This window comes from Desulfosoma sp. (genome assembly GCF_052743555.1).
The window spans coordinates 78,047-102,690 of the sequence record NZ_JBRAHS010000010.1; the positions used below are offsets into that span (position 1 = coordinate 78,047).

The following is a 24,644-nucleotide window of genomic DNA, read 5'->3' on the forward strand; positions in this document are numbered from 1 at the left end:
CTTCCGTCACATCGATGATTCCTGAGGCCCGGCCACAGCGCGCCCATGCGTGCGGCAGGAAAAATCCCCCACACCCACATAGCCCAGTTCGGAACTGGCATACCAGGCTGATCGATAAGAACAGCGATCCGCCGACCAGAACCGCTGCACGTGCCGCGAAAACACCGATTCCAAGCAAAAGGTTTCCGGATACCGTGGCCTTTTGAGAATGGTGGCCACTTCGGCCACCGTCGGCAGTCGCCAATCCGTGCGGCCGCCCAGAGCCCCAAGGCACAGATGCTCGGTGTATCGGCGCGCCTCGGGCCACGACAGCCTGTCCTCGGAACCATCGCGCTGCCACCACAACCCAGTGGTAATATCATAGAGGCAATCGGGATACACAACCCAGGTATTGATCGTCTCACGGTGAGGGCGCCACAGATCATCCAAGCCGAAAAATGCTTGAGCGTCTCTGCGCCGCACCCTGACGGGTTCCCGGCGACACTGCACCTTTTCCCCGCTCTGAAGCGGTGCGTCGTGCCACAAGCGGCACGCGTGATCCAGCGAAGCATCAAGGGCGTGGCGCAGCCGGTTCAAGGCGTACCGCAAGCCCTGCGTGCTGCGATAGCGCCGCGCCGGATCGGCGGCACAGGCTTTGCGAAAGAAAGTCTTCCATGCCGTGCCATCAAAGGGGTGGGGCAGGGCGGCCACAACCGGTTCCACGGGTAGCGACCCCGTCAGAAGCCGAAAAAAGACGGCGGCGGCACTGTAGAGGTCCGAAGCCGGTGAGGCGTCATCGGGATGGCGCTCTTGTTCCGGTGCCGCACAATAGGGTGTCCCCACGATGAGCTGCTTGGGCTTCGGAAAGGAAACGCCAGGAATCTTGGATAATCCGAAATCGATCAGCTTCACGGTCCCGTCATCCGCCAAAAGCACATTGGCGGGTTTCACATCCCGATGCACCATGCCGGTGCGATGCATGGCTTCCAGGCCCGAAAGCAACTGTTCCATGAGGCGAAAAGCTTCGCCGGCCGGCACGGGTCGAGTGGGCCGCTCCAGCACGGCACCTTCACCGATATGATCCGCCAAGGAATGGCAGTGGTATTCCATGACGAAGTAGGGCCGCCCATCGTGAACACCGTGATCCAGCACGCAGGCCAGGTGAGGATGGCGAAGCCGCGCCATGACGGCGGTTTCCGTAAGGAAGAGTCGGCGCGCCTGGTCTTCGCCGAGAATCGTCACCAGGTGCGGATGGGGATCGAGAAGTTTCAGAGCGAGGATGCTGAGAGTGTCGGGATCCCACACGCGATAGACTCGGCCCATGCCGCCCCGCCCCAAAAGCCCGAGAATCTGATAGCGCCCGATCCGCCGCACGCGATGCCCCTCATGCCTACCGACACAGCGCGGAATGGCTCACCAGAGCCGGTCGGCGTTGATGCGCGGAAAACCCAAAGCCAGAATCTTTTCCACTGTCTTGGCGATTTCGTAAGACACACGCCGCACCAGAATCGTCGAAGACTCCGTGTTCCAAAGAACGTACTTGGAGCGATTGTCTCCGTCCCGAGGTTGACCGACACTGCCCACATTGATGATGTACCGGGCGGCTGGATCCATAGTGAGCGCATCCGCTTGAAACCGACCGACGCGCCCTCGGTCTCCGTCCCATCGCACCCACAGCAGCTGGTGTGTGTGTCCCACAAAACACACCGGGGCTTCGTAGATGGAAAAAAGCTCCGGCAGTTCTTCCATGGAGAGTTCAAAAAGGTACCGAGTCACGGAATCCGGAGGACACCCGTGCACACACAAGGCCCCTTCCACGAGGAGCGTCTTCGGCCATGCCGTCACGGTGCGAAGCCCTTCGGGGCTGAGCAGTTCCTGGGTCAATTCCAAGGATCGTCGCGCCGAGGGGTTGAACCATTCCAGGTGGTCAGGTTGTTTGAGGGCCCATTCGTGGTTTCCCAATACACTGGGAATGCCATGGGATTGAAGGAGCTGCACCACAGCTTCGGGATCGGGACCGTAGCCCACGGCATCGCCGAGGCACACCACGGCGTCGGGACGAGTGTTCTTCAGATCGCGCAGTACCGCCTCAAAGGCTTCCAGGTTCCCGTGAATGTCGGAAAGCACCGCAACGTTCATGGTCATGAAACCCAAACTGTTCCGGCACATTTTGCGGTTTTCGGGCGTCCTTTTTTCGAACAAGCTCACGCCGCGTGCTCAACGAGTGATTCCAACAAGCCCACGAGGTAGCGCACCTGCCGGTGCAGGTTGTGATGCCGATGCACGTAACGAACGGCTTTCCGCCCGAAAGCAAGGCGCTGCGGTTCATTCTGCAAAAGATTCCGGACCGCCTCAGTGTACGCCTGGGCGTCCCTGTGGCAAATCAAAATGCCCGTAAGGCCGTCGCACACAACCTGACCCACACCGCCTTCCCGAAGCGCCACCACCGGAAGGCCGCAGGCCTGCGCTTCCAGATACACCATGCCCAAGGATTCTCGAATTCCCGGAAAAACAAAGAGATCACCGGCACTGTAATACGCGTACAGGTCCCGGCGCGCCACACGCCCCGCAAACACCACGCGCCGGCCCAGGTGACGCGCGGCCGTTTCATGGATTTCCGCTTCCAAGGGACCATCACCCACGACCACAAGGCGCCAGGGCAGTGGATCCTCACGCATTCCAGCCAGAGCATGAAAGAGAAAGTGCAGACTCTTTCTTTTCACGCCGGGGCGAAACCTGGCCACGGTAAGCAGCACCGCGTGGTGAGCGGTGAAGCCGTAGTGAGCCCGAACGACGCGGCGCGCCGCCTCACGGCGCTCAAACATTTCCGGAAAGATGCCGGGCGCCACATAGGCCAGGCGATTTAAGGGCACAACACGCTCCAGGGCCTCGAGATCGTTTCGGTTGTTGGTGACGGCCAGGTGAGCGCACTGGAGAGCCCATCGGTTTAGATAAAAACCCAGCCGCGTGGCGGCGTGCCTTCGGTACTTGGTGCCGTACATGGGCTGCACCAGCACATAAGGAATCCTCAGAAGGCGGGAAAGCCACGGGCCGATGACATCGGGAGCCTTGTAGTAGCTGTGGTAGCTCAACCACAGGTGCGGCCGCCAGGCCATAGAGCGGCGAAACGCCTCCACGACCCCTTGTACGGCTCGATGCCAGCCGCCTTTTTCCCTCCAAAACCAACGGGCTCGAAACCGGCTCATTTCCCGGCACGCGTGTCCGGCGCCTTCCAAAGCCTGGACAAGCCCCCGAGCGATGGTCTGGTCGCCCGAAGGATTTGAATGTCCCAGAGGCTTGTTGGGGCCATAGAACGCGATTCTCAAGGAATGCCGACAGCCTTTCGCAAGAGTGCCTCAAGGTGTCCAATACAGCGCTCACTGTCAAAGTGGGTTTCCACTGTGCGGCGCGCGGCCCGCCTTTGGGACTCCAAGGACGTTCCGGCTTCCAGCACGTTCTTGATGGCTCCGGCCAGAGCGAGAGGCGATGCCGGGGGCACCAGAGTCCCGGTCACGCCGTCTTGCACCAGTTCCGGAATGGCCGAATGGCGTGTGCTCACCACCGGCACACCGACGGCCATGGCTTCGACCAACACGTTGGGAATGCCGTCGCGATCGCCGTTGGGCGCCGTCTTGCACGCCAAGACAAACACATGGGAACGGCGGTAAAAGTCGATGACCTTTTCGTGAGGCAACGTTCCATGAAAGGTGACGCGAGGCCACAATCCCAAGCGCCTCGCCAGGTCTCGAATCGTGTCCTTGTTCTCCCCGGAACCGATGTGGTCAAAGTGAAAATCGACGCCCCACGTTTCCAGGATTTTCAGGGCTTGCAGAAGATCATCGTAACCTTTTTTGGGCACCAGGCGGCCCACCGAAAGCACGCGAAAGGGAGGCGCCGGCAAAGGGGCTGTGCCGTAGGCAAAGAAATGCAGGTCGATACCGTGATAAATCGTGTGAATGGCCACAAAGGTCCGGTGCTGAACACCCGTGGCTCCACCCGCATCCAATAAGGATCGCAGGTAACGGGCATTGTAGGCCGTGCAGGTGACCACGAAGCAAGCCCTGCGCATCTTCCGACGCAGTTGTTCTGGGTCCGAGGTATAAATGTCCTTGGCGTGCGCCGTGAAACTGTAGGGGACGCCGGTCAATTGGGATGCAAAAAAAGCCACCGACGTGGGCGTGTGACAAAAATGCGCGTGCAGATGCCGCACGGGACGCCCCATTACGCGATGGTACGCCAGATACCCCCCCTGCAGAAAATGGCGAAGAGTGGCCGTGGTGCGGCGATCCACGGCACGGCACGCCGCGTCCCGAAAGCTGCGCACGTAACGCACCCCTAAAGACGCCCACAGGCGCAGGTTGGGAACCATCACGGCTGGAAGGTGCGGCAGCACATACTCGGGAACGTAGGTCACCGGAGCGCGAATCCGGCGCACACTTTCATGGGTAAAGGACTCTCGAGGTCGCCGCAGGGAATAGATTTCGATGGGCAGGCCCCTGGATTCCAAAAGCGCGATTTCTTGGCTGATAAAGGATTCGGAAATGCGCGGGTAGCCCTTGAGAATCATGCCCAAGCGAGGAGCTTGATGGCCGCCCGGTGCATTCACGCCCATTGCACTTGAGCCCCCTTATGGCATTCGGAAACGCGCGCTCGTATGACTTCCAGGGCCGTGAAGGGAAATTCCAAAGCTTTGGCGGCCATGCCGGTGCCGTTGGCCAAAAGGGTCGCCACTTTTTGGTAGACGGCCGTAGGGCTCAGACGCTCCGGATGCAGGTATTCACAAAAGCCGCGACGACACAAGACTTCCGCTCGAATGAGCTGTTCTTCCCGCGGTACCGTTCGAGGAATGATGAGAAAGGGTTTTCTTTGGCTGATGATTTCACAGACCGTGTTGTAGCCCCCCATGCTGACGATGACGTCGGCGGCGCCGATGAGCCCTTCCATAAAGCGGTGAAACCGAAAAAGCTGAAACCCGAGGGCTTCGCACCGCTTGGCCACTTCCTTGAAATGCATGGGCGACAGGAACGGTCCGGTGACGATCACCGCCTTCATGGCGGATGGCGCCGCGTTTTCTTCAAAGGCTTTCAAGAACGTGTTGACCACGGGATAGCCGTCCCCGCCGCCGCCGGTGGTCATGAGCACCATCTTGTAATGGTCTTCCATGCCCAGTTCCCGGCGCATCTGTTTCACCTCCGACGCCGACGGCACATGGCGCGGAATGTAGCCGGTAAAGGTGATCTTGCGGGCTATGGGCTCCGGAATGCGGTATTCCCGCACGGGGTCATAAAAGGATTGGTCCCCGTAAACCCAAATTTCATCGTACAAGGCTTCCATGGCTCCATAGATGCCTTTGCTTTCCCAGTCCTCGATGGTGGCCTGCGCTCCGTCCATGATGTCACGAAGCCCCAAAATGGTGGTGCAGGAAGGCAGGCTTCGGCGCATCCAATGAAGCGTGTCCACCACTTCGCGCTTCAGTCCCAAAGGGGCCTTATCCACAATGAAAAAATCGGGGCCAAAGGCCTGGGCCGTGCTCAAGATGATGCTTTTTCGAATCTCCAATACCTCGGTGGCCTCCAGCTTCATGGAAAGGGGCAGATATTCCTCATTGGTCATCTTGATCATGCCGGGAATGCGGACAAAATCGACGCGGCGCGGAATCTTGAAGCGGCCCACGAGGGGGGAGCCCGTCAAGATAAGCACCGTGGCGGGAACCTTGCGCAGGCTTCGAGCGATGGCCAGCGTGCGGCGGATATGACCCAACCCGAAGGTGTCATGGCTGTACATGAGGATTTTTTTTACGGGTAAGGAAGCCACGCGTCCCCCGTCGTCCTACGTCGGCCATCCGCTCAACATTTCGACATGTCTCGAATTCCTTGGGCGCATCTTAAAGACATGAAACCGCCTTGGCAACCGTCTTTTCCGATGCTACAAAGGCCTTCGAGCAAATCCGTAGAGCGCGCCGCGAAGGACAGGACGTCGGCACCGGCCGCGTCGGTCCCGAGGCGACCGTAGTGCTTGAGCCATCAACGGAGGGAAAACAGCGTATGCCGCTGCATTTGGTGGAAACAAAAACGGCTCCGGCGGCCATCGGACCTTACAGCCAAGCCGTTCAGGCCGGCCCGTGGCTCTTTGTGAGCGGCCAGATTCCTTTGGTGCCCGAAACCGGCCAAATGGTGGAAGGTGGCTTCGATGCCCAGGCGCGTCAGGTGCTGCGTAATGTGGCCGGGATTCTGGCCGCGGCAGGCTATGCCATGAGCGATGTGGTGGCCGTGGATGTCTTCCTGACGGATCTCGGCCATTTTCAAAGCTTCAACGCCTTGTACGAAGAGGCTTTTGAAGGCCATAAGCCCGCTCGCGCCGTGGTGCAGGTGAGCGCCCTGCCTCGAGGCGCTCCAATCGAAATGAAGTGCGTGGCCTTTAAAAACTAAAGGCCCGCTGCCACACCGCCTCTGATTTCACCGGCACCCGTTGCCGATGGTCGTGCACCGCACGGCTCCACACCCGGAAAATGGGGAGCGCCGCCGTGCATAACCCTGTGATTTCGCCTTGACCGGCTGAAAACCCCCATGCTATAAGCCTTGGCGCTTTTCAGGCCGGCGTAGCTCAGGGGTAGAGCAGCTGATTCGTAATCAGCAGGTCGCGGGTTCGAATCCCATCGCCGGCTCCAGACACCAGGGGGCTGCAGCATCGGCTGTAGTCCCTTTTGGCTTCCTCAGCCATGCGCCTTCTTCCAGGGTCCTCATGTCCTATCGCGCCCAGGAGCTTGTCCGAGATCATGTTCCGTAGGAGCGGCGCAAGTCGCAACCCCTGATCGCAGGCTGGCAACAGGCACACCCTGACCCGTGCAGCAAAGGAGGCCACGGGACAGCACTTGCGAAACGCCGGCTCTGAGGATGCTCTCGGGCCAGTGGATCTTCCCCGTTCCTGCGCGAAACGAATTTGAGCCTCCACACGCTCGCTCGAAGTTGGCTCTTCCAATTGCCAAGAGATCGGGGCTCGGCTTGACGTCCTCAGAGTCTTCACCGGCGTGTTCAGGAAAATCCGTTTTCCCGGTGCTGGGCCGCAAAGGATCCAGTCACGGACAGGAATTGGACTTTAGGCCGAAGGGCATTGGCCAAAAAGGCGGCATAGGCGGCCAGCGGGTGAGGGCCTGTGAGCACCGGTGGTGTGCCGACGACCAATGTGGCCGCATCCACCAAAACCATGGCGAGTTTCCCGATATCGGTCACGGCCAGGTTAAAGGGTTCGACGGAAACACCGTGAGCCACCAGGGTCGTGATCAAACGGTCCACCATGATACGGGTGCTGTCGTTGATGGACACAAAAAGCAGCACGACCACATTCTTTGGAGGGTCCGAAATCCAGTTCTCGTAAGCTTCCATGATCCAGGACGGATCATTGTGGATTTGACCGTGGCTTGGCGCGATGAGTCGAACATTCAGGGGCCGGACCTTTTCCAGGTCTTTGACAATCACCGGTCGAAACGGCCTCATGATTTCGGCAAAATACCTCTTGGCCGCTTCATAGACACGGGCTTTGTCCACCGTATAAAGATCGAAAGAGGCGATGTGCGACCCAAAAAAGTCACATAAGCGTTGTAGGTCGTCCCAGCGGGAAGGGGAATCGAGGCATCGAACAGCCGTCGATCCCAGTCCACAGCCCCCAACCAGAAGACCCTTCCCGTGATCTTTTTAAGATCCATAACTGTATTCCTTTCCATAGGGAGCGAAGCCCCACGTCCTCGGCACACAGGAAGAGCGCGCCACCACCCGCCACCGTTCACATCCTGTGGCAGGTTTAGTCTTCCCAGGAAATGCACTCAGCCGGACAGGAGGCCATGGCCTCTTCAATGCACGCCTCGTCGCCCGCAGCGCCCGTGATCACATAGGCTTTTTCTTTCTCCGAATCCATGGCGAACACCTCGGGACAAAGCTCCACGCAGGTTTCGCATCCCAAACAGCACTCCTCGTCGAGAATAACCTGTCGGCTCATTGCTCACTCCTCTTCTTGAAGCCCATGAGAGAATCGCTTTGATGTGAAGGAACATTCACTTCAAGCCTATCTTAAGTCCTTCTCGCACCCCGGTCAACTTTGGCGGAATCCCGGCCTTGTGGTAAGGCCTCGCGGTAGGCCAGGGCGTAGAGCTCCCGGAAGTCCGCAAGTGCGATGTCAAGATACCCTTCACGGGTCTTCATGGCCTGCAGAACGTCCTCATCCGTCAACTCCGGCGCTCGGGCCGTAGCTTGCTCTAGGGCGTCCCTTTGACCCTCTGGCTTTTTTTCCATTTTCTTTTCCCCCTCTGCTGGTTCCGGCTGTGGGCTCCACCAAATCTCACACACCGCCTTTCAGGACCCGGTCTTTGTGGTCACAGCCGATCCGAAAAAGCCTTTTGAACAAGCGGCGCCAGCGACTAATCCCCACTGCGTTGTGCAGCGCTTTTGCAACCTCCAACGATGGACATGCTTCAAAGGAGGTGTCCGCATTCAGAAAGCCCGTGCTTGATTCCCTGGAGTTTTTTATGGTCGGCTTTTCGTCAAGGCATGCTATACAAGCGTCACAGACAACTCGTTGACTTACTTTAATTTTTTTTTCAGCGCTGGATGGATCGATTTCTGGGAGAGCCGCCATGGAGGAAATGGGCGTTCACATCGGGACATCCGGTTGGAACTACCCCCACTGGAAAGGCCGCTTTTATCCGCAAGATTGCCCTAAAACTCGATGGCTGGATTTTTATGCCACACAATTTCACACGGTGGAAGTCAACGCCACGTTTTACCGACTGCCCAAACCGGCGACCTTCAACGCATGGAAGCACAAAACGCCCGAGAATTTCACTTGGGCCGTAAAAGCCAATCGATTCATCACTCATGTCAAACGCCTAAAAGACGTGAACGAGCCTCTGGATCGTTTCTACCGGTGTACATCGGAGCTTGGGCACAAGCTGGGCCCCATTCTGTTCCAGTTGCCTCCGAGCCTTACCTACGATGAAGAACTGATTCGGGATTTCCTGGACCGGCTTGATCCAAGGTACCGACATGCCCTGGAAGTGCGTCACCCATCGTGGATTCGGGACTCGTTCTTCAGCCTTTTAGAACAACGAAACGTGGCCTTTGCCATCTCCGACACGGCTGGGCGCTACCCGTTCCACGACGCCGTGACCGCCCGGTTTGTTTACATTCGTCTTCACGGAAGCCAAAAGCTTTATCGATCTCCTTACAGCCGGCAAGAACTGGAGACCTGGGCCGACCGGATTCGATCCTGGAACCGGGAAACCTTCATTTATTTCGACAATGACGCCGAAGCCCACGCGCCGCACAACGCCCGGGAGCTCCATGAGCTTCTGCAGTTCGCCTGATCCCGGTCATGACCGTGATGGGGAGAGACCGCGTCCTCGCGGGCCGCGTCATTTGAAGGAGCGGCTTCCTCGTGGTCCTCGCGTTTGGAGGGACCGCGTCATCACAGTGGGGGGTCTTTCGGCGGGACCGGCTCCTGCCGGTCCGCGGCTTATCGGACTTCCGGAGGGCTCTCGGCAGGGGAATGAAATGGCGATGAATTCCCAGACCCAGAGAGTTCTCGGCTGGGAAAACGAAACGGCGGACGCGCTGAAGCGGGTCCCTCCCAACAGAAATGGCTCTTTATTCGAGGCCGAGCATCCTTACACCCACATTTTGAAAAGCCTCTCAGCGGCGGGTTGTCCCGAGGATGCCGCCCAAGACGCCACGCAAAATGCGCCGGCCAATCTCGCTGCCGATGGTGCGCGCCGCCTGCTTGGCCATGGTCTCCACCAAGCCTTGGCGGCGCTTGCCGCCCCAAAGCACCTGGCCCAGTCGGCCGCCTTCCTCGGCACCGTCGCGTCCTGGGCGCTCGCCCGTAGAGTCCTTGGACGCCATAAAATCAGCCGCTCGACGACTCAGCCTCTCATAGGCCGATTCCCGATCCACGGCCCTGTCATATTTGGCACCCACGGGACTGCGCGCCACCACCGCGGTTCGCTCCTCCGACGTGATGGGCCAGATACGGCATCGCGGCGGGCACATCAGAGTGCGCTCCACTGGCATGGGCACACCCCGCTCCTCCAGGGTCGACACCAGCGCTTCACCAACCCCCAGCAATGAGAGAACCTGCACAACATCCAAGCGAGGATTGGGCGCCAATGTTTCCGCAGCCGCCCGCACCGCTTGTTGGTCCCTTGGCGTCACGGCGCGCAGCGCATGTTGGGTTCGGTTGCCGAGCTGGCCCAGAATGTCCACGGGAATGTCGTCCGGATATTGGGAACAGAAATAGACGCCGACCCCTTTGGACCGAATGAGCCGAACAACCTGTTCCACGCGACGGCGCAGGGCCGGCGGCGCATCGTCAAAGAGCAGGTGCGCCTCATCAAAGAAAAAGACCAGTTTCGGCTTGTCCGCATCCCCCACCTCAGGCAGGTTTTCAAACAGTTCCGACAACAGGTACAGCAAAAAGCTGGAATACAGCCGAGGTTTCTGCATCAGTTGATGGGCGGCCAAAACATGAATGACGCCACGGCCGCTAAGGTCCGTGCGCATGAGGTCCATAAGGTCCAGGGCCGGTTCGCCGAAAAACACCGACGCGCCTTCCTGTTCCAAAGACAGCAAAACCCCTTGAACGGCCGCCACAGACTGGGCGCTCACAAGGCCGTAATGCTGGGAAATTTCCTTTCGATTCTCCGCCACATAGCCAAGAAGAGCCCGCAGGTCTTTGAGATCCAGTAGCAGCAAACCCTCCGAATCGGCCACATGAAAGGCCACCTCAAGCACGGCGCTCTGGGTGTCGTTCAGCTCAAGGATGCGGGCGAGCAATGTGGGCCCAAGTTCAGTGACTGTAGCGCGCACCCTATGCCCCGCTTGACCAAACAGATCCCAAAACACGACCGGATTCGCTTCGGGCGTATACCCCTGCCATCCGATTTCGGCAACACGGCGCATGATCTTTTCACTGGACGTGCCGGGCATGGCCAAGCCCGCCACATCTCCTTTCACATCGGCGATGAACACCGGCAAGCCGTGGCGAGAAAACCCTTCAGCCAGCACCAGCAAGGAAACAGTTTTACCGGTACCGTGGCGCCCGTGATCAGTCCGTGGCGATTGGCGTATTTCAAAAGCAAGTAGACAGGCTTTTCGCCCTTTCCCACAAGGATTCGATTCATGGTTTACTCCCCGTCGTGCAGCGCGCCACCCGTCGGCTTTCGCGGCCAGCAACGCCTCCCCTGCGGCCTGTGCATCCGCCACTTGGCGCCAACCAGATCCCTAAAGACTCAGGTATTCTTTGAGCCAGGAGGGCTTACGACGCCGCGTCCAGGTGGCAAACCGCAATTTTTCCCCCACATAAAACCGCCGATAGGCCGTCACGGGATCGCCGGGCACCTTGTACTTGTCTGGCATGGCCTGCGCAAAAGGGGTCAAGCCCACGGCGGGAAAGCGCAGCCTGGCCACCTGCTCCAGAACGCGCACGGAGGCGTGATCCGTTGATTTTCCATATCGATATTTGTACTCACGGTTGAGGGCCCTCGTCAAACGCATGAGCCACCGCACGTTGTCATAGGACTCTTCGGCCCACAGCACACACGGATGTTTCCTATGCGTAGGTTTGTAGGGCGTCTCCAGGCCCTTTTTGTTCAGGGCCGTGCAGATGATCTGCACACTTTCCAGAATCATCTTCACCACATGCTGATCACAATGATAGCGGGCACACTGTACCGGATCCAAATCGAGAACGAAAATATTCATGAATCCTCGTCCGTTGTAACCTCGACTTTTAACCGTTTTCCAAAGGTCCGAAGGGGACGGGTAAAGAGAAAGCAGGCTGCATAGAGAACGATTGCTTGTTGCTCTCCACCACCGGCCTTTTCAATGGGGATAAGATCACCATCCAACGGTTGGGAGCTGAGCCGCCCCTGGGTTTGCCGAAGCGCCCAGCAATCAGACACGCAACACATAACCAAGACCAGCAACAAGAAGGCTCTCGATTAGGCGGTCGGCTCCAGCGACTTGTTAGCCCGGGCTCCTTGTGCTTAAAGTGGGCTGGGTGTATGCCCTCACCGCTTTCGCACGGCAGCGGCAGGCACAGGGAAATGAGCCATGATCGCTGACCAGTTGTAGTCGCGAACGGGGAGTCCAAGGCGAACTTTGGTGGAAAGCTCCACGTGCTCGATTTTCACTCCAGCAAAGAATGCCTCTTCCACGGATACACTCCTTTCGCAGTTGTAGGCTGCCACCATTGGGGCAAGGACAGTAACGGTTCGCCTCATCTTACCACCGGCTGTTCCTCCCTCGGCATGAGGAGCAAGAACAACAAGAAGAACAACCCCGTTAGAAGGCCGGAGGCCCAAATGAAGGCACTCGACACCCTGCCCATCAGCCCCAGGAAGAGGATCACAAGAGTGATCAAGCCGCTATCTGCAAGGCCGGCCTTCACAATTGCCGCGTTGCGTACCTGGTCTTAGAGTGCAAACCAGTAGGCGACGCCAAAGGCGGTGCAAGTCCCGCCAGAGGGTCTCAGATAGATTCGGTCTGCAGGGATGGGAGGTTTCAGAATGGCCAGCAGGGACATGGGGCCGAGGAGGGCAGGCAACCCCCACGCAAACAGGGTGAGGAGGACTTTTACGAAAAGGACGCGGCCGAACGATCGGATCACATACACCTAGGGCCTCAAGGTTGACTTTTCACGAAATAAGTAATCCCCGGTAGAGTGCCGATCTTTCTACCGGGGATGTAGCGGTGTCGGTCGAGTCTCCTTAAGCGGCTTTCTCCACCTTGACGGCGCAGACCTTGAATTCCGGAATCTTGGAAACGGGATCCAGCGCGTTGATGGTCAGTCTGTTGGCCGCCGCTTCGTAGAAGTGGAACGGAACGAAGACGACACCCCGCGCCGTGATGTTGGAAACAAAAGCCTTGATGGTGATGCTGCCGCGCCGCGAGGAGATGCGCACTAATTCCCCGTCGGCGATCTTCAGCTTCTTGGCGTCCTGGGCATTGATTTCCACGAGGGGTTCCGGATACAGGCGGTTCAGCGCGCTGCCTTTTCGGGTCATGGTTCCCGTGTGATAATGCCAATGGACGCGGCCCGTGGTCAGCACAAACGGATACTCGGCATCGGTAGGTTCCGCCGGGGGCTTGTAATCGATGGCGAAAAAGGCGCCCTTGCCTCGCGTGAACCGGCCCACATGCAGAATGGGCGTTCCCGGGTGATCCGTTGTCGGGCACGGCCAAACCAATCCGCCCTTTTCCAATCGCTCATAGGTGATGCCGCCGTAGCTGGGCGTCACGGCGTTGATTTCCCTCATGATGGCTTCCGGCCCATCGTAAACCATGGGATAGCCCATACGCTTGGCAATTTCCGCCGTAATCCACCAGTCTTCCTTCGCTTCTCCTGGCGGATCCAAGGCCTTGCGCACTCGAAGCACTTTGCGTTCCGTATTGGTGAAGGTGCCTTCCTTTTCCGCAAAGCAGGCGCTGGGCAGCACTACATGAGCCAGTTTGGCCGTTTCGGTCAAGAAGATGTCCTGAACGACCAAGAAATCCAAAGAAGCCAGCGCCTTTTCGGCATGGTTGATGTCGGCGTCGCTGAGCACCGGGTTTTCACCCATGATGTAGAGCGCCTTGATGGTCTTGCCCGCCGCCAGGCCCATCTCAGTGACGGTCATGCCCACCTTGTCGGGAAGTTTTTCCACATTCCAGGCTTTTTCAAATTTGCGTCGATTTTCTTCGGCTGTCACCACCTGGTATCCCGAGTAGACATTGGGCAACCCGCCCATGTCGCAGGCCCCCTGAACATTATTCTGACCGCGCAGCGGACACACACCGCCACCCGAAACCCCAACATAGCCGCAGAGCATGGAAAGAGCCGCAAGGCACTTGACATTGTCGGTTCCCGAGGTGTGCTGCGTAATGCCCATGGCGTAGAAAATGGAACCCGGCCCCGAAGTGGCAAAGAGGCGGGCTGCGGCCATAATCTCCTTTTCTTTCAAGCCCGTAATCTTAGCCACCGCCTTGGGCGTATACTTTTCCAGGCACGCTTTGAGCTCTTCGAACCCTTCGGTGCGCTCCTCCACATAGGCCTTGTTGTAGAGCTCCTCCTTGATAATCACGTGCATCAGCCCATTGATCCAGGCAACATCTGTGCCCACAGCGGGCTGCAACCACATGGTGGCAATGTCCACCAGCTTGATGCGGCGCGGATCCACCACAAGGAGCTTTGCCCCGCGCTTGGTCACCGCTTCGTGGATATAGTTCGCAACGATCGGGTGGTTCGCTGTGGTGTTGGTTCCCGTGAGCAGGATCACGCCGGAATTGAGCACATCCTGGTACGGGTTGGTCATGGCTCCGGATCCAAGCGTGGCGGCAAGACCTGCCACCGTCGAGCTGTGTCAGAGACGAGCGCAGTGATCGACGTTGTTGGTGCCGATCACCGCGCGTATAAACTTCTGAAATAGGTAATTTTCCTCATTGGTGCATCGAGCCGACGAAAACCCGCCGATGGCATCGGGCCCATGCTCCCCTTTGATGCGGGCCAGATTTTTGGCCACCACATCCAAAGCTTCATCCCAGCCGGCTTCAACAAGCCGGTCACCGCGTCGAATCAGCGGCTTTTTGAGCCGCTCCTCACTGGAAATGAACTCGTAGCCGAACCGACCCTTAACGCACAAACTCCCTTCATTGACGCTCGGATCGGGCCGACCGTTCACCGATACCACTCGATTATTGAGAACACTCAGTTCGATTTGACAGCCGCACCCGCAGTAGGTGCACGTGGTGGGAATTTTTTTGGTGGTAAAGACCCTCGCCTTGATGGGGCTCAGGTTTTCCGTCAAAGCTCCTGTGGGGCACACCTGCAGGCATTCGCCGCATGAGACGCACTTTTCCGGTGTTACCCACATCTCCAGCGAGCCGTTCACTTCCACAAAGTCGATGGCGCCTTGGCCCTTGATTTCACGGCAGGCCGCCGCACACCGCTGACACAGGACGCATCGATCCCGCCAATATTTGATCAGCGGGGTAGCGTAAACAACCTCCGTGCGCTCCTTCGGTGCTTCGTATTCCTCCGCCGTCACGCCCAGTTCAAAGACCAGATCCTGCAATCGGCAGTCCCCAGCCTTGTCACAAATGGGACAATCCAAAGGATGATGCGCCAGGAGCCGCTGCATGGCCTTGCGCCGCATTCCCTGCAACATTTGGGAATCGGTGGTCACGACCATTCCGTCTTCGACCGCGGTTTTGCACGCCTGAACGGGCGTGCTTTTTCCCTGCACTTCCACCACGCACAGGTTGCACGAACCAATGGGACGCAACCGCTCGTGATGGCACAGCGTCGGAATCCGAACGCCCGCGGCCTTGGCCGCATCCAGAATGCTGCTTCCGGCGGCCACCGCCGCCTCCCGACCGTCAATCGTCAGCTTCACCAAACTCATGGCTTTGTCTCTCTTCTCGAACCCACATGCCTTTCACCTCGCCCTGCGCGCAAGTCTAGCCCGTATTAGGCCCACGGACAACCCCTGCTCATCAGGCCTAGAGAAAGGACAGGAAGGACGCCTTGACCATCGCCACATAGGTCGAAGGGAACAGGCCCAGCGTCAGCACCCCGTAGGCGGAAATGAAGACCGCGACAATGAGCGCTGGAGACAGGGCCGTGGCTGCCGGCATATCTTCGGTGCGCCCTGGAGCTTGCATGTACATGGCCACCGTCACCCGCAAGTAGTAATAGACGGACACCACGCTGTTCAGCACACCAATGATGGCCAGCCAGATAAAACCCTGTTTGACGGCGGCGGAAAAGATGTAGAACTTGCCCATAAAACCACCCGTAGGCGGAATGCCCGCCAGAGAAAACAGAAACAAGCTCATGGCCAGGGCCGCCACGGGATGCTTGTAGCCTACGCCTCGGTAATCTTCCACCTTCACCCGGGATTCTCCATCGCCCGCCAGCATGGTGATCACCGCAAAAGCCCCCACGTTCATAAACGTGTAAACCAACATGTAATAGAGAATACTTGTTAGACCCAATTCTCCGGCGGCAATAAAGGCCACCAGCACATACCCCGCATGGGCGATGCTGGAATAGGCGAGCATTCTTTTGATGTTTTCCTGCACCAGCGCCACGACGTTTCCAATGGTCATGGTCAGGACGGCCAAAATCCAGATGACCATGACCCAGTCCGTCTGCAGTCGGGGTAACGCCTCCATGAAAATGCGCACAAACGCTGCAAAGGCTGCCGCCTTAGGTCCCGCGGACATGAAACCCGTCACCGGAGCCGGAGCACCCTCATAGACGTCCGGGGCCCACATGTGAAAGGGTACCGCCGCCGTCTTGAACCCAAAGCCAACGATCAGCAACGCCATTCCCATGACCAAAACGGCCGCGCCGCCCCCTTCCTGAGCCAGGTACTTGGCAATGTCTGGAATCTGGGACGTTCCCGTGGTTCCGTAGATGAGCGCGATACCGTAAATAAGGAAGGCTGAGGCGAAAGAGCCCAAAATGAAGTACTTGATGGCTGCTTCGTTGGACAACATCCGCGTGCGCGTATAGCCGGCTAACGCGTATAGGGAAATGGACATGAGTTCCACGCCCAAAAAGATCGTAATCAATTCCGCCGCGCCGGCCATGACCATCATGCCCACGGTGCACATGAGCATTAAAGCGTAGTATTCGCTGTGTTGCATGGCTTCGTTGTGCAGGTATTTGATGGAAATGAGGACGGTTAGGCCGGTGCCCAGCAGAAAGATGATCTTGAAGAACCGGGAAAAATTATCCACCACCCACATGTCCATGAAGGAATATTCGACGATCCGCGCATCAAAAGGCCCGGGCTGCTTCCACACGAGAACCAGGGCGACGGCCACTCCCAACAAGGACACGTAAGCAAAAGAATCGGGATATTTCCGTCCGACGACAGCTTGAATCATCACCACGATCAACCCGCAAGCGACCAGAACCAACTCCGGAGCTATCGCGCTCAGACTGATGCTGCTCATCACCTGTTCCATAAGTTACCGCCCTTGGCCCTTTGTCTGCTGTTCAAGATCCACTTTGGCAAAAAGGTGCTGCACCCATACCGGTTCCTGATAAAGGGTCTGCGCCGTGCGTTGCGTCTGGACGGATTCCAACAAATGGGTCACCGACGCATCCATGGTTCGAAGGAAGGGTTTCGGATAAAGCCCGATCCAGAAGATAAAGACCATGACCGGAAGCATGTAGGCGTATTCACGCACGGTCATGTCCTTCAAGGTACGGTTTTTTTCCTTAGTAATGGGGCCGTAGGTGACCCGCTTGACTGTCCACAAGAGGTAGACCGCTCCGAGGATCAAACCCACGGTGGCCGCCAGACCAAACTTCAAGGACGCCTGAAAAGCCCCGATGAGAATCAGCAGTTCGCCCACAAAACCGTTGGTTCCTGGAACCCCCATGGACGAGAAAGCCACCATCAGAAAGATAAAGGCAAAGATAGGCATCACCTTCATGATGCCGCCGTATTCGGAAATCAGCCTCGTGTGCCGCCGCTCATAAAGGATGCCAACGATCAAGAACAAGGCCCCTGTGCTGAGGCCATGGTTGATCATCTGAATGAGGCTTCCCTTGATGCCGTCCACGTTCAAGGCGAACATACCCAGCATGCAGTATCCCAAGTGGCTGACACTGGAATAGGCCACCAGCTTCTTCACGTCGTCCTGGGCCAGGGAGACCAAGGCTCCATAGATGATCCCGATCAAAGCCAGCGCCAGAATCAAAGGCACAAAGAACAGCGTCGCCTGCGGAAAGATGGGCAGGCAAAACCGCAAAAAGCCGTAGGTTCCCATCTTCAGCAGCACGCCGGCCAGAATGACGCTCCCGGCCGTGGGCGCTTCCACGTGCGCGTCGGGAAGCCATGTGTGGAACGGAAACATGGGCACCTTGATGGCGAAAGCCAGAGCAAAGGCTAAAAACAACCACATTTGAATGTGCGCGGGCAGGCCCAGTTGGTGGTAGTCCAGAATGTGAAAGCTGAAAGTCCCCGTGGCCTCGTGGTACATGAAGTACAGCACGAGAATGGCCACCAGCATGAGCACGCTGCCGCTCATAGTGTAAATGAAGAACTTGACCGCCGCGTAGATCCGCCGAGGCCCTCCCCAGATGCCGATAATGAAATACATAGGGATGAGCATCGCTTCCCAGAAGACGTAGAAGAGAATGAAGTCCAGAGCGCAAAAAACGCCGATCATTCCCGTTTCCAGAAGCAGCAGGGACGCCATATAAGCCTTGACTCTTTCCGTTACCGCACTCCAGGTTGACAGGACGGAAATGGCCGAGAGGAAGGTAGTCAGGAGCACCAGAAGCAAACTGATGCCGTCGATGCCCATCTGGTAGCGAATGGCAAACTGAGGAATCCACGGCGCGTCTTCCACGAACTGCATCTGCCATGTGGTGGTGTCGAATTGAAAATAGAGCTGCAGCGACACGAGAAAAGTCGCCACGGCCACCAAAAAAGCCGTCCATTGAATGGCCTTCTGATGCCGGCTCGGAATGAGACACACCAAAGCCACGCCCAAAAGAGGCAAAAACGTGGTCACAGACAAGATGGGATAATTCGCCGCATTCATCATAGACTCATTAAGGTGGAGAAGAGGTAATAGCCCAAAATGACGATGCCGGCGATGAGCATCGTCGCCGCATAATGCCGCACAAACCCGGTCGTCGTGTTGCGGACCAGCCGAGAAGCCGCAAGAAAGAAATCAGCGATACCATTCACGGCGCCGTCAATGCCTCGAACATCCAGGATGCGCGCCAGAATTCCGGAGAAAAACAAGGTGAAGCGGGAAAACCACGTGTCGTAGACGTTCCCCACGTAGTCGTCCGTCTTGGCCACAGGCCGATTGGCCAACCACATGAATACACGGCTCCCCTTGCGATAGAACCAATCCGTATCGATGCTGATGGTCGGTTCCGGATCCAGCTTCTCGAGCAGCATGAAGAAGCCGAGGCCCGTGAACAGCAGAATGCCCAGAGCGCTGGTGACGTGGTCACCCGTGTACGGATCGAAATGCACCGGGAACGGAAGCAAGTCATACAAGGGTTTGGGAAAACACCCGATGGCGATACACAAAAACGCCGCAATGGACATAGCCCAGATCATGTTGGCCGGAGGTTCCTTGGCTTCCAGCCCGGAATCTTTCCCAAAGAACATGTAGTAAGGAAGTTTCAAGCCCGTATGAAGAAAGGTTCCCGACGAGGCCATGGTCAGGAGAAGAGCCACCAGAGGGCGATGGTCGGCGCCGGCTGCGGCCACCACCATGGACTTGGTGACAAAGCCGCTGAAGAGCGGAAAGGCCGAGATGGCGAAGCCCCCGATCATGTAGAGCACCAAAGTGATGGGCATGGTGCGGTAAAGGCCACCCAGCTCCGTGAGCTTTCGACGCCCCGTCATGTGAATAACGGCGCCAGCCCCCATGAACAGAAGACCCTTGTAGAGGATGTGCGCAAAGGCGTGGGACACTGATCCATTGAGGGACATTTCCGTGCCGATGCCGACGCCGGTAACCATGTACCCCACCTGGCTCACGATGTGGTACGCCAACAGCCGGCGTGCATCGTTTTCCAACACCGCGTAAACGACGCCGTAGAGCGCCATAATGGTTCCCAAATACACCAAAAGTTCCGTGCCGGGAAACACGCGCACCAGCACATAGACAGCCGTCTTGGTCGTGAAGGCGGACATGAAGACGGAGCCGGTGACGGTCCCTTCCGGATAGGCGTCGGTCAGCCAAGCGTGCAGGGGCGGCACAGCGGCGTTGATGATCACGCCGATGAGCATCAGGTAGAAGCCCAGGCTGCCGTCCTGCTCCAGAGGCCCCACAATCATGGATCCGCTCCCGAGCGCATGCAGCACAACCCCGGCCAGAAGGCAGACGCCCCCAAAGGCATGGACTAAAATGTATCGAAAACCGGCTCGAATGGCCTCCGGTTCCCGCCGGGCAAACACCAGGTAGACGGACGAAAAGGCCATGAGTTCCCAAAAGATGAAAAGCGTCAGGTAATCCCCCGCAAAGGTGACCCCCAGGGAACCACCCACATAAAGCAGCGCCGCCACATGCTGACCCGCCTCGTCCACGTGCAGGGCGTAGACCATGCCAATAAAGGACATGATGACAAACACCCAGCCGAACACGATGCTCAATTTGTCCACAGAACCAAAGCACATGGACTGACCCAGAAAATTCCACGTCCAATAGGTGCCATGAGGCAGGTACATCATGAGGTACATGGCTGCCGTTCCCAGAAGCGGAATCAGCAGCATCCCCGCCTTTTGTATCCGTCCCCGCAAGAACGGCAGAAGAAAAGCACCAGGAATGTAGAAGACGGACGGGTGAATCCACTCAGTCATTGTAGTAATCCTCGTCCCTCATGATGCGGCACTGATGGCCGTAGAACTTGGATGCCAAAATGATGACCACACACGAGACGAACCCGTAGAACGCGCCCCAACCGGGAATTCGGTCCCAGATGTAATGCACATGTTCCCGGTGCACCAAGAAGTCGGAAATGAACGTCACGATGAGCATGGAGATCCCGATCTTCTTCACTTTTTTGGAATTCGCCGGGTCCCCTATAAACGAGACAAGTTTTCGAATCATCGGATCACCTCCTTGGCCAAAGTGAGGAAGTAGTCGGGAAAGATACCGATGAGCAGGGAGATGATGGCGGTGAGCACCAAGGGAACCACCACAAATTTCAATTCCCGAGCTTCCTCATGGTGCCCGTCTCCATGGCCGTGGCCATGGCCTTCGGCACCGTGCGCTTCATTCTCCTTTTCAAAAAACGCCTTGTAGGTGACAGGCAGGAAGTAGGCCGCATTCAACAGCGTGCTCATGACCAAAACCAGCAGAATGGGCACCTGATGGGCTTCGATGGATCCCAGAGCCAGAAACCACTTGCTCGTAAATCCGGCCGCCGGCGGCACCCCGATCATGCTCAAGGACGCAATGAAAAAGGCCGCCATGGTCCATGGCATTTTTTTTCCGATCCCCGACAGCTGGCTGATTTCCGTTTTGTGCGCACCGGCGTAAAGGGAACCCGCGCAAAAAAACAGCGTGATCTTGGAAAAGGCGTGGTTGGCGATATGCATGACCCCGCCAACCATACTGCTGGGAGTTAAAAGCACCGCGCCTAAGATAACGTAAGACAGTTGGCTCACGGTCGAATAGGCCAGCCGCGCTTTCAAGTTGTCCTTGGTCAAGGCGATCACGGACGCCATGATGATGGTAAAGGAAACCACATAGGCCGCCGTGATCCCCAGATGCATGCGGGTCATGAGGTCCACACCATAGATGTGAAAGACCACCCGCAGGATGGAAAATACGCCTACTTTCACCACCGCCACTGCGTGCAGCAGAGCGCTCACGGGCGTCGGCGCTACCATGGCCGACGGCAGCCAGTTGTGAAAGGGCATCACGGCCCCTTTGGCAAATCCGAAGAGGAACAGGAAAAAGGATGCGAAAAGCAAGGTGGATCCCGCCTGCGGACGCAGCAACCCGCCCGGCTGAAAATCCGTGGTTCCGGCGGTCATGTAGACGATGATGATCCCGGCCAAAAGCAGGGTCTTGGATAAGCCCAGGAGGTACAGGAAATACTTTTTAGCGCCTTCCAGAGCTTCTTCCGTTTCCTTATGGCCGACCAAGGGCACCGTGGCGAGACTTAAAATTTCATAAAACAAGAATAGGGTCACCAGGTTGGCCGAAAAGGCGACGCCCATGGTGGCGGAAAGACTGATGGCGAAGCAGCTGAAATAGCGGGTCTGAGCATGTTCCTTGCCCGCTCGCATGTAGCCGACGGAATAAAAGGTGGTGACAATCCATAAAAAGGAGGACACCGTGGCAAAGAGCAGCCCAAAGGCGTCCACGCGGAATTTCAAATCAATGCCTTTATAGAAACCTTCCACCAGGGTGCATTCGATGGTGTGCCCGGAAAGAATGGCCGGAGCCATGGAAACGACGATGGAAAACTTGAGGATCCCGGCCAAAACCGACCAGAACTCCCTGAGGTTAGGGTTCTTGTCGCCGGTTTTCAGGATCAAAGGCACCGCCAGAAGAGATACCAGCACGGCCAGCAAGGGTTTGATCGACAGAATGGTTTCCACGTCCTTCCTAACCTTTGCTTAGATGGATTTCGTCCACATCGACGGTCGGCTTGTTGCGGAACAGCGCAATGAGAATCGCCAACCCCACGGCTGCCTCCGCCGCAGCCACGGTCATGATCATGAACACATACACATGACCGTCCAGGCTGTTGAGAAACCGCGCGTATGCCACAATGGTGAGGTTCACGGCGTTGAGCATCAATTCAATGCACATGTAGATGATCAAGGCATTGCGATGCGCCAGCACGCCCACCGCACCAATGGAAAACAAGATCGCACCCAACATGAGGTATGCATTTAACGATACCATAGGCTCCACCCGATAATTCGACGGCCTTACCCTTTTAAGCCTTCGAATTATCTATCCTCCTCTTGGCTAAAATCACTGCCCCAACAATCGCCGCCAGCAACAGGACAGAAGCAATTTCAAACGGCAGCAGGTATTTAGTAAAAAGCATCCAGCCCACCGCCTTGGTGGTGCCGAAGTCCGGAGCCACTTCCAGCGTGGTCACCAAAGCCCCCAGCCGATTCATGACCACCACCATGGCCACCATCAAAATGCCCATCACCACGGTGCCCGCCACCTGAATGAAGAAGACATTCTTGGCGAGCTTCCCTTCCTTTTCCTCGATGTTCAACAACATGATGACGAAAAGGAAGAGCACCATGATGGCGCCGGCGTACACGATAAGCTGCAACACGGCAATCAGGTGCGCGTTCAGGAGGGCATACAGACCCGCCAGAAAGGACATGGTCGCCACCAGGCTCATGGCTGCGCGCACAGGCCGCTTGGTCGTCACCATCAACAGGGCCGAAACCACCGCCCCCACGCAGAAGGCATAGAAGACTAGTAGTTCCATTTGGAATATATCCTTCTCACATAAGAAAGACGCGCCTTGACTTTCCCCTCTGGCCTCAGCAACTGGTCCTTTTCAAAACGCAGCCGGTGGCGATCCCTTTGCGCCAGGCCCTGGTATTCATCGCTCATGACGATGGCTTCCTTGGGGCATACTTCCTCGCAATACCCACAATAGACGCATCGGCCGAGATCCAGCGTGTAGCGCTCTGGATAGCGCTCCCCAGGCGCCTTTTCCGCAGCCACAACGGAAATGGCATGGGCCGGGCACATTTTTTCACACAAGCCGCAGGCCACACACTTGGGCGCGCCGTCCGAATCGGCCACGAGCACCGGACGACCGCGGTAGGCGGGCGGCAGCGTGAGTTTTTCTTCCGGGTAGTAGACCGTAAAGACCTTGCGCTTCTTTCCGGCCGGCGGGAAGATGAAGCCGATCATGTTGATGAAGAAGTGTTTGCTGGTCACCACCAGCCCGCGCACGATTTCGGCCACGTACAGCTTTTCCCACAGGGTCATGTCCAGGCGGCGTCGCACCTTCTTGGGCTTTAAGACCGCCGCGGGAATGCCGACCTGCACGGAAGACGCGGTGTGCTCCAAACCTGTCGTTGTCCTCATAGCAGCAAAACCACCAGCCCGGTAATTGAGAGGTTGACGAGGGAAAGCGGCAGCAACATCTTCCAGCACATTCGCATGACCTGGTCATATCGGAAGCGCGGAAGCGTCCACCGGATGGTCATTTGCAGCCAGATGAAGAAGGAAACCTTGGCAAAAAAAACGGCGATGTTCACCAGCATAGCCAAAGCGGCGGCACCGTTCGGTCCTGCAGGCGCAAACCAGGAAAGCAGCATGGCGTCGGTGACAAAGGGAATGTGCCAAGCACCGAAAAACAGAGTGGTAACGACCGCGCTGATGGTCACCATCTCCAGGAACTCGGCCATCCAAAACATGATGAACTTCATGCCGCTGTATTCGGTAAAATACCCGGCCACCAGTTCCGATTCCGCTTCTGGAATATCAAAGGGAATCCGCTTGTTTTCCGCAATGGCGCAGGTCATGAATATAACGAAGCCCACCGGCTGCAGGAAAATGCCCCAGCGAAAGAAATTTTCCTGAATGGCTCCGATGTCCGTCAGCTTCAGCGAGCCGTAGACCATGATCAGACCGATGATGCTCAAGCCCATGGCTACTTCATAGGAAAGCATCTGGGCCGAAGCCCGAAGGCCGCCCAAAAGGGACCAGTTGCTTCGAGACGACCAACCTGCCAGCACCGTGCCGTACGTGGCCAAGCCAGCCAGAGCGAACACATAGAGAATGCCCACGTCCAGGTCCGCGATGACCAGATGGACTTCCCGCCCGAACAGTTCGTAGCGGCCCCCAAAGGGCACGATGGCAAAGGCTGCGATGGCCGGCACCAGGGAAATGAACGGCGCCAGAGTGTGAAAGAATTTATTGGCGTTGGCGGGAACGAAGTCTTCCTTGGTGAGCAGCTTGATGGCATCGGCAAGAGAATGGAAAAGCCCGATGGCCGTAAAGCCCAAAATGTCGGCTCGGTTGGCGCCGATGCGATCCTGCATCACAGCGCTCTGCTTTCTCTCCACCCACCCCAAAATGGGTGCAAACACACCCACGTTGACCGCGAAGATGAAGAGGATCTTGGCAACGGATTCAATGAGATCTGCAGCCATG

General features: G+C 57.4%; 20 protein-coding genes, 1 tRNA gene and 2 pseudogenes. 3 read left to right on the forward strand and 20 right to left on the reverse strand.

Features of this window, described 5'->3' with window-relative positions; all coding sequences use genetic code 11:
* Positions 1 to 6: 6 nt before the first annotated feature.
* The 5 genes from ACUVSA_RS08070 to ACUVSA_RS08090 are packed head-to-tail and all read right to left on the reverse strand — an operon-like array spanning position 7 to position 5,763.
* Positions 7 to 1,353, reverse strand: coding sequence for a protein kinase domain-containing protein (locus ACUVSA_RS08070; RefSeq protein ID WP_445894421.1), 1,347 nt, complete (start codon positions 1,351 to 1,353; stop codon positions 7 to 9).
* 39 nt (positions 1,354 to 1,392) lie between these two features.
* On the reverse strand, positions 1,393 to 2,124 hold the full coding sequence (locus ACUVSA_RS08075; RefSeq protein WP_445894422.1) for a metallophosphoesterase family protein: 732 nt from the start codon (positions 2,122 to 2,124) through the stop codon (positions 1,393 to 1,395).
* Positions 2,125 to 2,183: 59 nt separating this feature from the next.
* Complete coding sequence (locus ACUVSA_RS08080) at positions 2,184 to 3,305, reverse strand: glycosyltransferase family 4 protein (RefSeq protein WP_445891112.1); 1,122 nt, start codon at positions 3,303 to 3,305, stop codon at positions 2,184 to 2,186.
* Positions 3,302 to 4,591: a glycosyltransferase gene (locus ACUVSA_RS08085; RefSeq protein WP_445894423.1), complete on the reverse strand. Its 1,290-nt coding sequence runs from the start codon at positions 4,589 to 4,591 to the stop codon at positions 3,302 to 3,304. Before ACUVSA_RS08085 ends, ACUVSA_RS08080 begins: the two co-directional genes overlap by 4 nt.
* Entirely contained in the window at positions 4,582 to 5,763 is a 1,182-nt protein-coding gene (locus ACUVSA_RS08090) for a glycosyltransferase family protein (RefSeq protein WP_445894424.1), read from the reverse strand. Before ACUVSA_RS08090 ends, ACUVSA_RS08085 begins: the two co-directional genes overlap by 10 nt.
* Before the next feature lie 260 nt (positions 5,764 to 6,023).
* Here ACUVSA_RS08090 and ACUVSA_RS08095 point away from each other — a divergent pair, with 260 nt between their 5' ends.
* Entirely contained in the window at positions 6,024 to 6,407 is a 384-nt protein-coding gene (locus ACUVSA_RS08095; protein WP_445891109.1) for a Rid family detoxifying hydrolase, read from the forward strand.
* Positions 6,408 to 6,571: 164 nt separating this feature from the next.
* Positions 6,572 to 6,646: transfer RNA gene (locus tag ACUVSA_RS08100), tRNA-Thr, on the forward strand.
* 397 nt (positions 6,647 to 7,043) lie between these two features.
* Here ACUVSA_RS08100 and ACUVSA_RS08105 read toward each other — a convergent pair.
* Both ACUVSA_RS08105 and ACUVSA_RS08110 read right to left on the reverse strand, forming a co-directional pair.
* Positions 7,044 to 7,568: pseudogene (locus ACUVSA_RS08105) on the reverse strand (FprA family A-type flavoprotein); the annotation flags it as partial.
* Between the two features lie 208 nt (positions 7,569 to 7,776).
* On the reverse strand, positions 7,777 to 7,971 hold the full coding sequence (locus ACUVSA_RS08110) for a ferredoxin (protein ID WP_445891108.1): 195 nt from the start codon (positions 7,969 to 7,971) through the stop codon (positions 7,777 to 7,779).
* Between the two features lie 634 nt (positions 7,972 to 8,605).
* Between ACUVSA_RS08110 and ACUVSA_RS08115 the strand changes: the two genes are divergently transcribed.
* Positions 8,606 to 9,334, forward strand: a complete 729-nt coding sequence (locus ACUVSA_RS08115; protein WP_445894425.1) for a DUF72 domain-containing protein — start codon at positions 8,606 to 8,608, stop codon at positions 9,332 to 9,334.
* A gap of 325 nt (positions 9,335 to 9,659) precedes the next feature.
* Here ACUVSA_RS08115 and ACUVSA_RS08120 read toward each other — a convergent pair.
* The 13 genes and pseudogenes from ACUVSA_RS08120 to nuoH form a co-directional block, all read right to left on the reverse strand.
* Positions 9,660 to 11,146, reverse strand: a pseudogene (locus ACUVSA_RS08120) (helicase HerA-like domain-containing protein).
* 100 nt (positions 11,147 to 11,246) lie between these two features.
* Positions 11,247 to 11,726 carry a pyrimidine dimer DNA glycosylase/endonuclease V gene (locus tag ACUVSA_RS08125; RefSeq protein ID WP_445894426.1) on the reverse strand — a complete coding sequence of 160 codons (480 nt, stop codon included), beginning with the start codon at positions 11,724 to 11,726 and terminating at the stop codon, positions 11,247 to 11,249.
* 308 nt (positions 11,727 to 12,034) lie between these two features.
* A complete protein-coding gene (locus tag ACUVSA_RS08130) occupies positions 12,035 to 12,181 on the reverse strand; it encodes a hypothetical protein (RefSeq protein ID WP_445894427.1) in 147 nt (48 codons plus the stop codon).
* A 552-nt stretch (positions 12,182 to 12,733) separates the two neighbouring features.
* Complete coding sequence (fdhF, locus tag ACUVSA_RS08135) at positions 12,734 to 15,406, reverse strand: formate dehydrogenase subunit alpha (protein WP_445894428.1); 2,673 nt, start codon at positions 15,404 to 15,406, stop codon at positions 12,734 to 12,736.
* Positions 15,407 to 15,503: 97 nt separating this feature from the next.
* Positions 15,504 to 16,967: an NADH-quinone oxidoreductase subunit N gene (locus ACUVSA_RS08140; RefSeq protein ID WP_445894429.1), complete on the reverse strand. Its 1,464-nt coding sequence runs from the start codon at positions 16,965 to 16,967 to the stop codon at positions 15,504 to 15,506.
* 15 nt (positions 16,968 to 16,982) lie between these two features.
* A complete protein-coding gene (locus ACUVSA_RS08145) occupies positions 16,983 to 18,572 on the reverse strand; it encodes an NADH-quinone oxidoreductase subunit M (protein WP_445894430.1) in 1,590 nt (529 codons plus the stop codon).
* Positions 18,569 to 20,350 carry a Na(+)/H(+) antiporter subunit D gene (locus ACUVSA_RS08150; protein ID WP_445894431.1) on the reverse strand — a complete coding sequence of 594 codons (1,782 nt, stop codon included), beginning with the start codon at positions 20,348 to 20,350 and terminating at the stop codon, positions 18,569 to 18,571. The genes ACUVSA_RS08145 and ACUVSA_RS08150 overlap by 4 nt, the downstream gene beginning before the upstream one ends.
* Positions 20,343 to 20,600, reverse strand: coding sequence for a hypothetical protein (locus ACUVSA_RS08155; RefSeq protein ID WP_445892998.1), 258 nt, complete (start codon positions 20,598 to 20,600; stop codon positions 20,343 to 20,345). The genes ACUVSA_RS08150 and ACUVSA_RS08155 overlap by 8 nt, the downstream gene beginning before the upstream one ends.
* Positions 20,597 to 22,102 (reverse strand): monovalent cation/H+ antiporter subunit D family protein, encoded by a 1,506-nt coding sequence (locus ACUVSA_RS08160; protein ID WP_445894432.1) that lies wholly within the window; start codon positions 22,100 to 22,102, stop codon positions 20,597 to 20,599. Before ACUVSA_RS08160 ends, ACUVSA_RS08155 begins: the two co-directional genes overlap by 4 nt.
* Positions 22,103 to 22,109: 7 nt before the next feature.
* Positions 22,110 to 22,412, reverse strand: a complete 303-nt coding sequence (gene nuoK / locus ACUVSA_RS08165; protein ID WP_445892996.1) for an NADH-quinone oxidoreductase subunit NuoK — start codon at positions 22,410 to 22,412, stop codon at positions 22,110 to 22,112.
* A gap of 34 nt (positions 22,413 to 22,446) precedes the next feature.
* Positions 22,447 to 22,962 (reverse strand): NADH-quinone oxidoreductase subunit J family protein, encoded by a 516-nt coding sequence (locus ACUVSA_RS08170; protein ID WP_445894433.1) that lies wholly within the window; start codon positions 22,960 to 22,962, stop codon positions 22,447 to 22,449.
* Positions 22,950 to 23,573: a NuoI/complex I 23 kDa subunit family protein gene (locus ACUVSA_RS08175; RefSeq protein ID WP_445892994.1), complete on the reverse strand. Its 624-nt coding sequence runs from the start codon at positions 23,571 to 23,573 to the stop codon at positions 22,950 to 22,952. The genes ACUVSA_RS08170 and ACUVSA_RS08175 overlap by 13 nt, the downstream gene beginning before the upstream one ends.
* Complete coding sequence (nuoH, locus tag ACUVSA_RS08180; RefSeq protein WP_445892993.1) at positions 23,570 to 24,643, reverse strand: NADH-quinone oxidoreductase subunit NuoH; 1,074 nt, start codon at positions 24,641 to 24,643, stop codon at positions 23,570 to 23,572. Before nuoH ends, ACUVSA_RS08175 begins: the two co-directional genes overlap by 4 nt.
* Position 24,644: the final 1 nt, after the last annotated feature.

Excerpts from the sequence above, each read along its gene's own strand:
- ACUVSA_RS08075 (WP_445894422.1), bottom strand. The coding sequence starts at position 2,124 with ATGACCATGAACGTTGCGGTGCTTTCCGACATTCACGGGAACCTGGAA.
- ACUVSA_RS08085 (WP_445894423.1), bottom strand. The coding sequence starts at position 4,591 with ATGGGCGTGAATGCACCGGGCGGCCATCAAGCTCCTCGCTTGGGCATG.
- ACUVSA_RS08090 (WP_445894424.1), bottom strand. The coding sequence starts at position 5,763 with ATGTACAGCCATGACACCTTCGGGTTGGGTCATATCCGCCGCACGCTG.
- ACUVSA_RS08095 (WP_445891109.1), top strand. The coding sequence starts at position 6,024 with ATGCCGCTGCATTTGGTGGAAACAAAAACGGCTCCGGCGGCCATCGGA.
- ACUVSA_RS08110 (WP_445891108.1), bottom strand. The coding sequence starts at position 7,971 with ATGAGCCGACAGGTTATTCTCGACGAGGAGTGCTGTTTGGGATGCGAA.
- ACUVSA_RS08115 (WP_445894425.1), top strand. The coding sequence starts at position 8,606 with ATGGAGGAAATGGGCGTTCACATCGGGACATCCGGTTGGAACTACCCC.
- ACUVSA_RS08125 (WP_445894426.1), bottom strand. The coding sequence starts at position 11,726 with ATGAATATTTTCGTTCTCGATTTGGATCCGGTACAGTGTGCCCGCTAT.
- ACUVSA_RS08140 (WP_445894429.1), bottom strand. The coding sequence starts at position 16,967 with ATGAGCAGCATCAGTCTGAGCGCGATAGCTCCGGAGTTGGTTCTGGTC.
- ACUVSA_RS08145 (WP_445894430.1), bottom strand. The coding sequence starts at position 18,572 with ATGATGAATGCGGCGAATTATCCCATCTTGTCTGTGACCACGTTTTTG.
- ACUVSA_RS08150 (WP_445894431.1), bottom strand. The coding sequence starts at position 20,350 with ATGACTGAGTGGATTCACCCGTCCGTCTTCTACATTCCTGGTGCTTTT.
- ACUVSA_RS08155 (WP_445892998.1), bottom strand. The coding sequence starts at position 20,600 with ATGATTCGAAAACTTGTCTCGTTTATAGGGGACCCGGCGAATTCCAAA.
- nuoK (WP_445892996.1), bottom strand. The coding sequence starts at position 22,412 with ATGGTATCGTTAAATGCATACCTCATGTTGGGTGCGATCTTGTTTTCC.
- ACUVSA_RS08170 (WP_445894433.1), bottom strand. The coding sequence starts at position 22,962 with ATGGAACTACTAGTCTTCTATGCCTTCTGCGTGGGGGCGGTGGTTTCG.
- ACUVSA_RS08175 (WP_445892994.1), bottom strand. The coding sequence starts at position 23,573 with ATGAGGACAACGACAGGTTTGGAGCACACCGCGTCTTCCGTGCAGGTC.
- nuoH (WP_445892993.1), bottom strand. The coding sequence starts at position 24,643 with ATGGCTGCAGATCTCATTGAATCCGTTGCCAAGATCCTCTTCATCTTC.